This is a genomic window from Type-F symbiont of Plautia stali (genome assembly GCF_059731105.1).
The window spans coordinates 1381346-1394452 of the sequence record NZ_AP035909.1; the positions used below are offsets into that span (position 1 = coordinate 1381346).

Annotated in this window: 11 protein-coding genes; 7 read left to right on the plus strand and 4 right to left on the minus strand. The window is 55.2% G+C overall.

Annotated features, from left to right (window positions below):
- Positions 1-16 precede the first annotated feature (16 nt).
- From rlmKL to rmf, 6 genes are all read left to right on the plus strand, one after another.
- Positions 17-2131: a bifunctional 23S rRNA (guanine(2069)-N(7))-methyltransferase RlmK/23S rRNA (guanine(2445)-N(2))-methyltransferase RlmL gene (gene rlmKL / locus AC6I7A_RS06425; RefSeq protein WP_009091055.1), complete on the plus strand. Its 2115-nt coding sequence runs from the start codon at positions 17-19 to the stop codon at positions 2129-2131.
- 6 nt (positions 2132-2137) lie between these two features.
- Positions 2138-4054 carry an ABC transporter ATP-binding protein gene (locus tag AC6I7A_RS06430; RefSeq protein WP_058957434.1) on the plus strand — a complete coding sequence of 639 codons (1917 nt, stop codon included), beginning with the start codon at positions 2138-2140 and terminating at the stop codon, positions 4052-4054.
- A 14-nt stretch (positions 4055-4068) separates the two neighbouring features.
- Positions 4069-5337 (plus strand): membrane integrity-associated transporter subunit PqiA, encoded by a 1269-nt coding sequence (gene pqiA / locus AC6I7A_RS06435; protein ID WP_058957433.1) that lies wholly within the window; start codon positions 4069-4071, stop codon positions 5335-5337.
- Positions 5324-6967: an intermembrane transport protein PqiB gene (pqiB, locus tag AC6I7A_RS06440; protein WP_009091050.1), complete on the plus strand. Its 1644-nt coding sequence runs from the start codon at positions 5324-5326 to the stop codon at positions 6965-6967. The genes pqiA and pqiB overlap by 14 nt, the downstream gene beginning before the upstream one ends.
- Positions 6964-7533, plus strand: a complete 570-nt coding sequence (pqiC, locus tag AC6I7A_RS06445) for a membrane integrity-associated transporter subunit PqiC (protein ID WP_058957432.1) — start codon at positions 6964-6966, stop codon at positions 7531-7533. Before pqiB ends, pqiC begins: the two co-directional genes overlap by 4 nt.
- A gap of 278 nt (positions 7534-7811) precedes the next feature.
- Entirely contained in the window at positions 7812-7979 is a 168-nt protein-coding gene (rmf, locus tag AC6I7A_RS06450; RefSeq protein WP_008925875.1) for a ribosome modulation factor, read from the plus strand.
- Between the two features lie 68 nt (positions 7980-8047).
- On the opposite strand, the gene fabA is transcribed toward rmf, so the two are convergent.
- Both fabA and AC6I7A_RS06460 read right to left on the minus strand, forming a co-directional pair.
- On the minus strand, positions 8048-8566 hold the full coding sequence (gene fabA / locus AC6I7A_RS06455; RefSeq protein WP_009091047.1) for a bifunctional 3-hydroxydecanoyl-ACP dehydratase/trans-2-decenoyl-ACP isomerase: 519 nt from the start codon (positions 8564-8566) through the stop codon (positions 8048-8050).
- Between the two features lie 68 nt (positions 8567-8634).
- Positions 8635-10503 (minus strand): Lon protease family protein, encoded by a 1869-nt coding sequence (locus tag AC6I7A_RS06460; protein ID WP_058957431.1) that lies wholly within the window; start codon positions 10501-10503, stop codon positions 8635-8637.
- A 53-nt stretch (positions 10504-10556) separates the two neighbouring features.
- Here AC6I7A_RS06460 and matP point away from each other — a divergent pair, with 53 nt between their 5' ends.
- Positions 10557-11024, plus strand: coding sequence for a macrodomain Ter protein MatP (gene matP, locus AC6I7A_RS06465; protein ID WP_009091043.1), 468 nt, complete (start codon positions 10557-10559; stop codon positions 11022-11024).
- A gap of 95 nt (positions 11025-11119) precedes the next feature.
- On the opposite strand, the gene ompA is transcribed toward matP, so the two are convergent.
- The gene (gene ompA, locus AC6I7A_RS06470; RefSeq protein WP_046101549.1) at positions 11120-12190 is read right to left on the minus strand and encodes a porin OmpA; all 1071 of its coding nucleotides are present in this window, start codon (positions 12188-12190) and stop codon (positions 11120-11122) included.
- 351 nt (positions 12191-12541) lie between these two features.
- Positions 12542-13033: an SOS-induced cell division inhibitor SulA gene (gene sulA / locus AC6I7A_RS06475; protein ID WP_058958011.1), complete on the minus strand. Its 492-nt coding sequence runs from the start codon at positions 13031-13033 to the stop codon at positions 12542-12544.
- Positions 13034-13107 lie beyond the last annotated feature (74 nt).

Consider the following 13107-nt stretch of genomic DNA (forward strand, 5'->3'; position numbering starts at 1 on the left):
GTTAAAAAGTGACGATATGAATTCTCTGTTTGCCAGCACGGCGCGTGGGCTCGAAGAGCTGTTAAAAAGTGAGCTGGACGCGCTGGGCGCGCAGGATTTGCAAGTGGTGCAGGGAGGCGTTCACTACGAAGCCGACGATCGCGTCATGTACCAAAGCCTGATGTGGAGCCGTTTAGCATCACGCATCCTGTTGCCGCTGGGAGAGTTTGGCGTCTACAGCGACCTCGATCTCTATCTGGGTGTGCAGGGCGTGGACTGGCCTTCCATGTTCGGCAGCGACAAAACCTTTGTCGTCCATTTCAGCGGCACCAATGACTCGATTCGCAACAGCCAGTTTGGTGCGCTGAAAGTCAAAGACGCCATTGTGGACAGCTTTACCCGTAAGAATCTGGAGCGTCCCAATGTCGATCGTGAGCAGGCGGATATCCGTATCAACGTCTGGCTGAATGACGATCGCGCCAGCATCGCGCTGGATCTGAGCGGCAGTTCATTGCATCAGCGTGGCTATCGCCAGCAGACCGGTCAGGCACCGTTAAAAGAGAATCTGGCGGCGGCGATTGTGCTGCGTTCTGGCTGGGAGCCATCCACACCGCTGATCGATCCAATGTGCGGTTCAGGTACGCTGCTGATTGAAGCTGCGCTGATCGCCTGCGATCGTGCGCCTGGCCTGCTGCGCCGTCACTGGGGCTTTATGGCCTGGAGCCAGTTCAATGCTGCGCTGTGGCAGGACGTGAAAAACGAAGCGCATAATCGTGCCCGCACCGGCACGGAGAATACGCAGGCGCGCTTCTTTGGCTATGACACGAACGGCCGGGTGCTGGAGTGGGCGCAGGCGAATGCCCGCCGTGCGGGTGTGGAAGAACTCTTTACCTTTGCACAGCAGGATCTGCTGAAGCTTACCAATCCGGTGGATGCGGCGGTTCACGGCACGGTGCTGAGCAACCCCCCTTACGGTGAACGCCTGGAGAGCGAACCGGCGCTGATCGCGCTGCACAGTCAGCTTGGACGCCTGATGAAACAGCATTTTGGCGGCTGGAAGCTTTCTCTGTTCAGCGCCTCACCTGAGCTGCTGAGCTGCCTGCAGCTGCGCGCCGACCGTCAGTTTAAAGCCAAAAACGGCCCGCTGGATTGCGTGCAGAAAAACTATCAGCTCGCGGTGAACAGCAGCGAAAGCGCCGGACAGATTGCGGAAGATTACGCAAACCGTCTGCGTAAAAACGTGAAGAAGCTGGAGAAGTGGGCGCGTCAGGAAGGCATTGAATGCTACCGCATTTACGATGCCGATCTGCCAGACTACAACGTGGCTGTTGACCGCTACGCTGACTGGGTGATTATCCAGGAGTATGCGCCACCGAAAACCATCGATCCCAACAAAGCGCGTCAGCGCCTGTTCGATGTGATCAGTGCGACGCTCACCGTACTGGCGTTGCCTGCAGACCGTCTGATTATGAAAACCCGCGAACGTCAGAAGGGCAAAGCGCAGTATCAGAAGCTGAGTGAGAAGGGCGACTATTTCGAAGTTAAAGAGTTTAATGCGCGTTTCCTGGTGAACCTGACCGACTATCTCGATACCGGTCTGTTCCTCGACCACCGCATTGCCCGCAAAATGCTCGGTAATATGAGCAAGGGTAAAGATTTCCTGAACCTGTTTGCTTACACCGGCACCGCCAGTGTGCATGCCGGTCTGGGCGGGGCACGCTCGACCACCACGGTCGATATGTCACGCACCTATCTGGAGTGGGCGGAACGCAACCTGCGTCTCAACGGGCTGACCGGTCGTCAGCACCGTCTGATGCAGGCGGACTGCCTGAGCTGGCTGCATGAGAGTGATGAGAATTTTGACCTGATCTTTATCGATCCGCCAACTTTCTCCAACTCCAAGCGTATGGAAGAGAGCTTCGACGTTCAGCGCGATCATATGATGCTGATGCGTAACCTGAAGCGCCTGCTGCGTCGCGGCGGCACCATCATGTTCTCCAACAACAAACGCGGTTTTAAAATGGACATGGATGGCCTGAAATCTCTGGGCCTGCAGGCGCAGGATATTACCCAGAAAACGCAGTCGCAGGATTTCGCGCGCAACCGACACATTCACAACTGCTGGCTGATCACACACGCCGGTAAGGAATAAGATTACATGTCATTAATCAGTATCCACGGCGCCTATCTCTCCTTCAGCGATGCGCCGCTGTTAGACAACACCGAACTGCATATCGAAGAGAACGAGCGCGTCTGTCTGGTCGGCCGTAACGGTGCAGGTAAATCCACCCTGATGAAGATCATCAACGGTGAACAGCCCCTGGATGATGGTCGCATTATTTATGAAACCGACCTGGTCGTGGCGCGTCTGCAACAGGACCCCCCACGCAATATTACCGGTTCGGTTTATGACTTCGTGGCTGAAGGCGTTGAAGAGCAGGCAGAGCATCTGAAAGCTTATCACGCCATTTCCCATCTGGTGATGGACGATCCAAGCGATAAAAACCTCAACGAGATGGCGCGTCTGCAGAGCATTCTCGACCATCAGAATCTGTGGCAGCTGGAAAGCCGCATCCATGATGTACTGGAGCAGATTGGCCTGAAGCCCGATACCGAGCTCTCATCGCTTTCGGGTGGCTGGCTGCGTAAAGCGGCGCTGGGCCGTGCGCTGGTGAGCAATCCGCGCGTTCTGATGCTGGATGAACCAACGAACCACCTGGATATTGAAACCATCGACTGGCTGGAAACCTTCCTGAAGAATTTCAGCGGCAGCATCGTCTTTATCTCCCATGACCGTTCGTTTATCCGCAACATGGCGACGCGGATCGTCGACCTTGACCGCGGCAAACTGGTCTCCTGGCCGGGCAACTACGATCAGTATCTGGCGGGTAAAGAGGAAGCGCTGCGCGTCGAAGAGATGCAGAACGCGGAGTTTGACCGCAAGCTGGCGCAGGAAGAGGTGTGGATCCGTCAGGGCATTAAAGCCCGTCGTACCCGCAATGAAGGTCGCGTGCGTGCGCTGAAAGCCCTGCGTCGCGAGCGTTCTGAGCGCCGTGAAGTGATGGGCAAAGCGAACATGCAGGTGGGTGAAGCCTCCCGCTCGGGCAAAATTGTCTTTGAACTGGAAAATGTCGATTACGCGGTCGATGGCAAAGTGCTGGTGAAGGACTTCTCTTCCCAGGTGCAGCGTGGCGATAAGATTGCTTTGATCGGGCCAAACGGCTGCGGTAAAACCACACTGCTGCGCCTGATGCTGCAACAGCTTAAGGCCGACCATGGCCGCGTGCATTCCGGCACCAAGCTGGAAGTGGCCTACTTTGACCAGCACCGTGCGGAGCTGGACCCGGATCGCACCGTGATGGACAACCTGGCCGAAGGCAAGCAGGAAGTCCTGGTCAACGGCAAACCGCGCCACGTTCTGGGTTATCTGCAGGACTTCCTGTTCCATCCGAAACGGGCCATGACCCCGGTGCGCGCGCTCTCCGGTGGGGAACGTAACCGCCTGCTGCTGGCGCGTCTGTTCCTGCGTCCCAGCAACCTGATGATTCTCGATGAACCGACTAACGACCTCGACGTCGAAACGCTGGAACTGCTGGAAGAGCTGATTGATGGTTATCAGGGCACAGTACTGCTGGTCAGCCACGATCGTCAGTTCGTCGATAATACCGTGACCGAATGCTGGATTTTCGAAGGGAATGGCGAGATTGGCACCTTTGTTGGCGGCTACCACGATGCACAACAGCAGCGTGCAGCCTACCGGCAGCATAAGGCCTCAGCCCCAGCCAGAGCGGCAACCAGCACCGCGAAGCCCGCCGCAGAGAAGAGCGAGGCGAAGCGTAACGTGAATAAACTCAGCTATAATCTGGCGCGTGAGCTGGAACAATTGCCGCAAAAACTGGAGCAGCTTGAAGCGCGCATCGGTGAACTGCAGGCGAAGATGAGTCATCCGGACTTCTTCAGTCAGCCACACGATCAGACGCAACCGGTGCTGGATAATCTTGCTCAGGCCGAGCAGGAGCTGGAAACCGCGTTTGCGCGCTGGGAAGAGCTTGAGTCACTGAAAAACGGCGCGTAGGGCAGGGCTAGCGGATGTGTTCAGCAGTGAAAAGTAACGCGTGGATGCTCTGTCCACAGTGCGATTTAACGATCAGGCTGCCGGACATTCCCGTTGGCAGCCGGGCATCATGCCCGCGCTGCCACACTGCTCTGACGGCGAACTGGCATGAACCGCGTAAACGACCAACGGGCTATGCGATGGCAGCGCTGTTTATGCTGGTGCTGGCGAACCTGTTTCCATTCGTCTCCATGAAGGTGGCCGGGCTGACCAGTCAGATCACCCTGATGCAGATACCCAGAGTGATGGTGTCGGAAGATTACAGCAGTCTCGCCACGCTGTTTCTGCTGTTCGTGCAGGCGGTTCCCGCCTTCTGCATGATAACCATCCTTCTGCTGGTCAATCCGATACCGTTACCCACGCCGCTCAGAGTCGGTCTCGCCCGAATCCTGTTTCATCTGCGCAACTGGGGCATGTCAGAAATCTTCATGGCTGGCGTGCTGGTCAGCTTCGTCAAGCTGATGGCCTATGGTGAAATCGGACTGGAAACCAGCTTCTGGCCCTGGGTTCTGTTCTGTCTGCTGCAGTTGCGTGCCTTTCAGTGCGTCGATCGGCGTGCGCTGTGGGATCGCCTCTCACCCCGACCCGCACTGCCGCATGCGCCCGAGGTGGGCGTCAGTGGCCTGGCGCAGGGCCTGCGCTCCTGTCCCTGCTGCACCGCCATTCTGCCTGCGGATGAGCCCGCCTGTCCGCGTTGTGGCGTCCAGGCGCAGGCCCGGCGTAAGCACAGCCTGCAATGGACGCTGGCGCTGCTGCTCACCTCGGTGCTGCTCTATATTCCGGCTAACCTGATGCCGATTATGGTCACGGAGACGCTGGGCAGCGCCTATCCCTCCAATATCATGGCGGGGGTGATTGTGCTGTGGGCTGATGGCTCCTATCCGGTGGCGCTGGTGATCTTTATCGCCAGCATCATGGTGCCGACGCTGAAAATGCTGGCAATTGGCTGGCTCTGTTGGGGTGCCAGCGGACGCGGACGGCGGGACAGCCACAAAATGCACAAGATTTATGAAGTGGTCGAGTTTGTTGGCCGCTGGTCGATGATCGACGTGTTTGTGATTGCCGTGCTCTCTGCGCTGGTGCGTATGGGGCAATTAATGAATGTTTATCCCGCGTGGGGGGCAGTTCTGTTTGCGATGGTGGTGATCATCACCATGATCGCTGCCATGACCTTTGACCCGCGATTACTTTGGGATCGTGCACGTGAAAACACAATGAAGGAGTCGCGCCTTGACGGAAACTAACCACGGCCATGCAAAGGTGGAACAGATTAAGCGCTGGTCGCCGGTCTGGATTGTCCCCATCGTCACGCTGCTTATCGGCGGATGGATCCTCTTCTATCACTTCAGCCATCAGGGGCCGGAAGTGACATTAATTACCGAAAACGCTGAGGGCATTGTGGCGGGTAAAACCACCATAAAAAGCCGCAGCGTGGATGTCGGTGTGGTGGAAAGCGCGGTGCTAAGCGACGATCTCCATCATGTGGAAATTAAAGCGCGCCTGAACGCGGGCATGGACAAGCTGCTGCACAGCGACAGCGTGTTCTGGGTCGTGAAACCGCAGGTGGGCCGTGAAGGTATCAGCGGCCTTGGCACGCTGTTGTCAGGCGCCTACATCGAACTGCAGCCCGGCACGAAAAACCAGGCACCTGAGCAGTACAAGCTGCTGGATGCTCCGCCGCTGGCGCCACCGGATGCCAAAGGGATCCGCATCATACTGGACAGCAAAAAAGCCGGTCAGCTTAATCCGGGCGATCCGGTTCTGTTCCGCGGCTACCGGGTCGGTACAGTGGAAACCAGTTCGTTTGACACCGATAAACGCATGATGACCTATCAGTTGTTTATTGCCGCGCCTTACGACCGCCTGGTGACCACCAACGTGCGTTTCTGGAAAGACAGCGGCATCGCCGTGGATATGTCCGCGTCAGGCATGCGGGTCGAAATGGGATCGCTGACCACGCTGTTCAGTGGCGGCGTCAGTTTCGATGTGCCGGATGGCTGGGATCTGGGTGAAGCGGCGACAAATCATGCCGACTATCATCTGTTTGACGATCAGCGCAGCATCCAGGATTCGCTCTACACCAATCACGTCGACTATGTGCTCTTCTTCTCAGACTCCATTCGCGGTCTGCAGGCGGGTGCACCGGTTGAATTCCGCGGCATTCGCCTCGGTACCGTGTCACAGGCACCGCTGATGAAAGCGGGTCTGGATCAGGCACTGAACAACGATTACCGCGTTCCGGTGCTGATTCGCATTGAGCCGGATCGCTTTATCAGCCGACTGGGCGAGAATTTCGATCTGGAGCAGCATCTGCAGGATGGGAAGAAACGTGGCCTGCGTGCCACGCTGAAAACCGGCAACCTGCTGTCGGGTGCGCTCTATGTCGATCTCGACTTCTATGACAATGCGCCAGCCTACAAAGGCCCGCAGAAAGTCTCAGGTTATGAAGTGATCCCAACCGTCAGCGGCGGACTGAGCCAGATTCAGCAGAAACTGATGGCGGCCCTGGATAAGATCAACAGCCTGCCTCTGAACGGTATGGTCAATGAAGCGACCGGTACGCTGAAAGAGAGTCAGAAGACGATGCGCGATCTGCAGCGCACCATCGACAATATCAACAAAGTGACCGCCAGTCCGGCAATGAAGACCCTGCCGGAAGATCTGCAGCAGACGCTGCGTGAGCTGAATCGCAGCATGAAAGGACTGCAGCCCGGTTCGCCTGCTTACAGTAAGCTGGTCGGGGATATGCAACGACTGGATCAGGTGCTGCGTGAACTTCAGCCGGTGCTGAGGACACTCAACACCAAGAGCAATGCGCTGGTATTTGAGGCGAAACCGGGACAGGATCCCCAGCCGAAGAGGGCGAAACAGTGAAAAAAGGATTGATACTTTGTGCCGCGCTGGTGATGAGCGCATGCAGCAGCAGCGTTGACAATACCTGGTATCAGCTGCCCTCCGGGGCGGCTTCCATGCAGGTCAGCAGCAGCCAGATGAACGAAGCTCAGCCGATGCTGTGGGTGCAGCAGGTGACGGTGCCGGATTATCTGGCCGGCAACGGGCTGGTCTACCAGACCAGTGACGTCAAATATGTCATTGCCGCCAACAACCTCTGGGCCAGTCCGCTTGATCAGCAGCTGCAGCAGACGCTGATCACCAATCTGAGCAAGGCGCTGCCTGGCCGGCTGGTAGCCGGATCGCCGCTGGGTGCGCAGCACGACACGCTGAATGTCACTATCACAGGCTTTCAGGGGCGCTACGACGGTAAGGCGATTGTCAGCGGTGAATGGACGCTGGAGCATCAGGGCCGTCTGATCAAACAGGCATTTAATATTGTCCTGCCGCAGACTGAAGATGGCTACGATGCCATGGTCAGAACGCTGGCCACCGGCTGGCAGCAGACGGCGCAGCAGATTGCCAATAGTGTGGTTGCGCTAAATTAAGAATATTATGAATAAATAAGCTAAGCCCCTGATGAAATGTCGCGATATAACGGCATGATTCAGGGGCTTTTTACTAGCTTAATCAGGGCGATAGTGTTGCCGTCTCCATCACAAAACCGCGCTTTCTTTTCCGATTAAGGTCACATTTATGACAGTGGCATGAAGATTGCGCATTGATCTTTGGGTGCGCAGGGGGTAGAACGTAAGAGTGGTTGAACATTAATTCACCACTTTTCTTTCCACCAGATTCCACAGACCTTACATGAGGGACACGGAGTATGAAGAGACAGAAACGAGACCGCCTCGAACGCGCCCATTCACGTGGTTATCAGGCAGGCATTACTGGACGCTCAAAAGAGATGTGTCCGTATCAGTTGATTGACGCTAAGTCTCACTGGTTGGGAGGTTGGCGACAAGCCATGGAGGACAGGTCGGTAGCAGCATAACCGGATGTCACTGAAAAAGGAAAATAACCTCCGCCTGGCGCGGAGGTTTTTGTTTCTGTGCAGAATGCTCAGAATGCCGCGGTGTCTTTAAACAGACCCACTTTGAGATCGCTGGCGGTGTAGATCAGATTACCGTCAACCAGCACTTCGCCATCTGCCACGCCCATCACCAGCTTGCGGTTGATCACGCGTTTGAAGTGAATGCGGTAGGTGACTTTCTTCGCGTCCGGCAGGACCTGTCCAGTGAACTTCACTTCACCCACGCCCAGCGCACGACCTTTACCTTCGCCGCCCAGCCAGCCCAGATAGAAACCTACCAGCTGCCACATGGCATCCAGACCCAGGCAACCTGGCATCACCGGATCGCCGATAAAGTGGCAGCCGAAGAACCAGAGATCGGGATTGATATCCAGTTCTGCTTCAACAAAGCCTTTGTCGTATTTGCCGCCGTCTTCGGTCATTTTGACCACGCGGTCCATCATCAGCATGTTGCCGGAAGGAAGCGGCGGACCATTTTCGCCAAACAGTTCACCACGACCTGACAGAATCAGATCTTCTTTGGTATAGGATTCGCGTTTATCTACCATGTTTTCAATAAGCCTTGTTTTAGTGAATCACGAATATTAGCGAACAGTTGTACGCTGAGCAAATCGGATTAACGCTGGTTGAACCAGTTAAGCCAGCGCAGCGCCCAGGGACGTTGCGGGACATCCGGCTGGTTGAACAGGCTGATGCGTTCCTGGATGGTGTGCAGCAGGCAATCGCCCTCGCCATCTTCCGTACGCCATATTTTACCGGTCAGCAGTGGCAGGGCCTCATCAGCACGTTCTACAGCCCAGATGTGGAAACGGCCCTGTTCTACCGCACTGACCACTGCCTGGCTGAGGCTGAGATGACGCACATTACAGGCCGGGATAATGACGCCCTGCTGGCCGGTGAGTTCACGCTGATGGCAGATCTCGAAGAAACCTTCAATCTTCTCATTCAGGCCGCCTACCGGCTGGACGTTGCCGAACTGATCAACCGATCCGGTGACGGCAATCTGCTGATTGATTGGCTGGTTAGCCAGCGCGCTGATCAATGCACAGAGCTCGGCCAGAGAGGCGCTGTCGCCATCAACTTCAGAGTATGACTGCTCAAATACCATTGACGCTGAGAAGGGCAGTTGCTGATCGAGCTCCAGCTCTGCAATCAGGTAAGCCTGCATGATCATCATGCCTTTAGCGTGGATATTGCCGCCTAGCTCCGCCTTACGCTCAATATCCATGAACTCCCCATCACCGGGGTGAACGACGCAGGTAATCCGTGTCGGGTCGCCCCAGGCGCGGGGATGGCCAGGATATTCAACGACCGAGAGGCCGTTGATCTGACCGACCACTTCACCTTCGGTTTCAATCAGAATCTGTCGCAGCAGGATTTCATCCCGCATCCGCTCATTCAGATAGTTCTCACGCCATAAGCGGGCTTCCAGTGCGTCGCGAAGCGCTTCGGCATTGAGCGTGTCACCCATCAGGGCTGACTCGCGCATCTGGCGCTGCAGCCAGCGCGGACAGAGGGGCAATGTCTCCTGGTCACCGCTATAGCGGACACCCTCTTTAATCAGTTCCGGCCAGAAGTCCGCTTCCGGAACCGGCAGACCCGCCTGACGCGCCAGCTCTTCGTTCCAGCGACACCAGGCCAGCATGTCATCTTCATCCAGAATCTGAATGTTCTCTTCAAATTCGGTATAAATTGCCATTTCATGCGCTTCAGGATCGAGCTCCTGAAAATCGGCCAGCACCTCGCGGTCTCCGCACAGCACCAGATTCAGCCTGAGCGGCACAGGCGGAACAGAGACGGGCAGGGGCCGGCGCTCGTCCTGAGAAGTCCACTCCACGTAGCCCTGCTCAATCGCTTTTTTCAGGCGCAACCAGAGGATCGGCTGGTTCATCAGGCTTCGCAGTGAGAGCACCAGCGTACCGCCATTGGCGCGATGGATCAGGCCCGGTTCAGGCTGGAGACGATCTTTATACTGGCGTACGCAGCCAAACAGCTGCTCCATCTCAACCCATTCAGCAAAATGAATACCACCCTGACTGGTGAACGGGCGCTGAGGATCGGAGGGCGGCTGGAGCGTGATAATGTCACCCATGATATGGTAATCACCGCCGTACAGCGTGGTACTGTCGGGTATCACCCGCTGCGCGGCCTGGGCAATGAAGGTCAGATAATCGCGATTCTCCTGGCTTCGAACCAGCAGTAACGGGAATCCCTGCGACTGATGATGTAAATGCGCCAGGGCATTCAGCAACCGGGGCTGTACCGTTGCCAGAGCATCAGTTTCTTCATCAGCAATTCGGGAGAAAACGGATTGGTATGGTGCGCTATCCGGCTGTAAGGTCTGCCACGTAAGTTGGGTGCTGGTCAAAATAATCGCATTTATCTGTTTTAAGAAAAGCGAGATTATACAGGATTCACCCTGGTTAAGCACTGCAGACTTCCTGGTGAAGTTGTGAAGCTGACAGCATGTTTTTCGTTGCTGCATCCGGGAAAAAAGCTGTTATTCTTAGCTCGTTACGTGATCACGATGAGATTCCGATGAAATACCAGCAACTCGAAAATCTTGAAAGTGGATGGAAGTGGAAATACCTGGTGAAAAAACATCGGGAAGGTGAACTGATCACGCGTCACCTTGAATTGAGTGCGGCGCAGGCGGCAGTCGATAAACTGCTGGCGATGGAAAATAATCCGGTGACGGTGAATGAATGGATTGCTGAACATATCCATGCCGATCTTGATAACCGGCTGAAACAGACCATCCGCGCACGGCGGAAACGCCATTTCAATGCAGAACATCAGCACACCCGAAAAAAATCGATCGACCTGGAGTATCTGGTCTGGCAGCGACTGGCCGGACTGGCACAGCGGCGCGGCTGCACCCTCTCTGAGACCATTGTTCAGCTGATCGAGGATGCGGAACGCAAAGAGAAATATGCTACGCAGATGTCGAGTCTGAAGCAGGACCTGCAGGCGATTCTGGGTAAATCAGGTTCAGAAAACGATTAGCCGGGCAGGTGGAGCAGGGTGGCCAGCTCCGAACATCCCTTTATTACCGGCATAAAAAAACCCCGCCTGAGCGGGGTTTTTTATTACGTGTTAACTTAAGCCTGTGGCTGAGTTACAACGTCTTTGATGCCTTTAACGTCGATTTCTACGCGACGGTCCGGCGCCAGGCAGTCGATCAGGGCGTTACGGCCTTTCACGCTGTCACAGGTGTTGCCGGTAACTGGGTTAGATTCACCCATGCCACGTGCAGAGATCTTGTTAGAAGGGATACCTTTAGAAACCAGGTAATCTACGACTGACTGAGCACGTTTCTCAGACAGTTTCTGGTTGTACTGCTCTGAACCGATACGGTCAGTGAAGCCCAGTACGACAACGGAACCATCTTTAGGATCCATTGAGCTCAGCTGGCTGTACAGCTGATCCAGAGCCTGCTGGCCTTCTGGCTTCAGGGTCGCTTTGTTGAAGGTGAACAGAACGTCAGACTTCAGAGTGAAACGCTTGGTTTCAACAACGGGTGCTGGAGCTGGGGCCGGAGCCGGAGCCGGTGCAGCGACGTCATCCTGACCGAAGCGGTAAGAAACGCCTACGCTCAGCATGCCGTTGTCTGGACGTGCACCAACGGTCTGTGCATCACCGATGTTGTTAACCCACTGGTAGTCCAGACGGGTAGCCCAGTTTTTGGTCAGTGCGTATTCAACACCTACAGCAGCCAGCGGAGATACGCCGGTGTCGTGGTCGCTGATGCGGCCAGTGGTTGGGTTAGTCTGCGTAGCATCTGCACGCCATACCATGCCGCCCAGACGGGTGTACACGTCCAGATCGTCATAGATTGGGTAGCTCAGTTTAGCTGCCAGCTGAACGCCCTGTGCTTTGAATGCGCCGTTAGTCACGGTGCCTTTGTTAGGCATGCGACCCAGCCAGTCATAGCCCAGCTCGAAACCCAGGTATGGGTTTGCCTGATAACCAACGAACGCACCTGCGCCCAGCTGGCTTTCATGAGTTGGACCGTTGTTGTTCTCATAACCGTTACCGTAGTAACCAGTGTCGTGATACTGAGACCAGCCCAGTTTAGCACCGGTGTACCAGGTGTCATCTTTAGGAGCGGCCTGCGCTACGGTAGCGAAGCCAGCCAGTGCCACTGCAATTGCGATAGCTGTCTTTTTCATTTTGCGCCTCGTTATCATCCAAATAGGCAATGAGCAAAAAGGTTGCTCTTGGTTTAAATCCTTCGCCGGGTCAAAACGCTCGCTTATGACTCTACCGCAAAAAAACGGAGGTTATTGAGCACCCTGGCGAGATAAAGTCTACAACGAGATTGGAAACTTACAAGTATGATGTGAGGCGCTTCTGTAAAAAAACAGCGATTTATACACAATTTCTAACAATTAGCCTGGTAGTATTGTCGCGGCAGCAAGCCTGAAAAACCTGCTAAACCATTGTCAATGCTCGAACTAACAGAATCAGTGGTTTAGCGACGACAGATAAGAAAAATAGCTTGAGAAACTTCTTATTTTTACTTAATGAAACAAATCCGACTGAATTTTTATGGAGTTTTGTGGTCTGAGAGGCGCTTCCGATGTCCCGCCTGAACGCAAAATCAGCCCCAGCGCTTCACCCTCTGCTGCCGCATTTTCCAGTTGACGACGCTCATCTTCATCCAGCTCGTAGGGGATCCATGCCAGTACCACGCTGTAATTGCCTGTGCGTAACGCCCTGACCATCGCCTCAACCGCATTCAGTCGTTCTGAATCAGCGATGTGCATGCTTTTATTCAGCGGTAATCCCGATTCCTGTAGCCAGGCGCGATTCAGCTTATGCGCGGGGGTTAACCACAGCTGCCAGCGTGACTGCTGACTCAATTGCTGCAATAACGGTAGCAGTAACATCTGCATCATTCCGGGCTGCTCACTGTAACGTAACTCTGTAATTCCACCAGGCTGAGCTGCCGGAACAGAAGAGGCCGCATAACGATGAGCATAGCGTGCATTATCAGGATGTTGGGTTCGCATAAGTTAATCACCAGCAGTTGACTGTATGAATATACAGTACTGTCATCCTGGATAAAGATCAACCCAAATTTCTG

Coding starts and splice junctions, on each gene's coding strand:
- fabA (WP_009091047.1), bottom strand. CDS start 8,566: ATGGTAGATAAACGCGAATCCTATACCAAAGAAGATCTGATTCTGTCA.
- AC6I7A_RS06460 (WP_058957431.1), bottom strand. CDS start 10,503: ATGCAGCAACGAAAAACATGCTGTCAGCTTCACAACTTCACCAGGAAG.
- matP (WP_009091043.1), top strand. CDS start 10,557: ATGAAATACCAGCAACTCGAAAATCTTGAAAGTGGATGGAAGTGGAAA.
- ompA (WP_046101549.1), bottom strand. CDS start 12,190: ATGAAAAAGACAGCTATCGCAATTGCAGTGGCACTGGCTGGCTTCGCT.
- AC6I7A_RS06430 (WP_058957434.1), top strand. CDS start 2,138: ATGTCATTAATCAGTATCCACGGCGCCTATCTCTCCTTCAGCGATGCG.
- pqiA (WP_058957433.1), top strand. CDS start 4,069: ATGTGTTCAGCAGTGAAAAGTAACGCGTGGATGCTCTGTCCACAGTGC.
- rmf (WP_008925875.1), top strand. CDS start 7,812: ATGAAGAGACAGAAACGAGACCGCCTCGAACGCGCCCATTCACGTGGT.
- rlmKL (WP_009091055.1), top strand. CDS start 17: ATGAATTCTCTGTTTGCCAGCACGGCGCGTGGGCTCGAAGAGCTGTTA.
- sulA (WP_058958011.1), bottom strand. CDS start 13,033: ATGCGAACCCAACATCCTGATAATGCACGCTATGCTCATCGTTATGCG.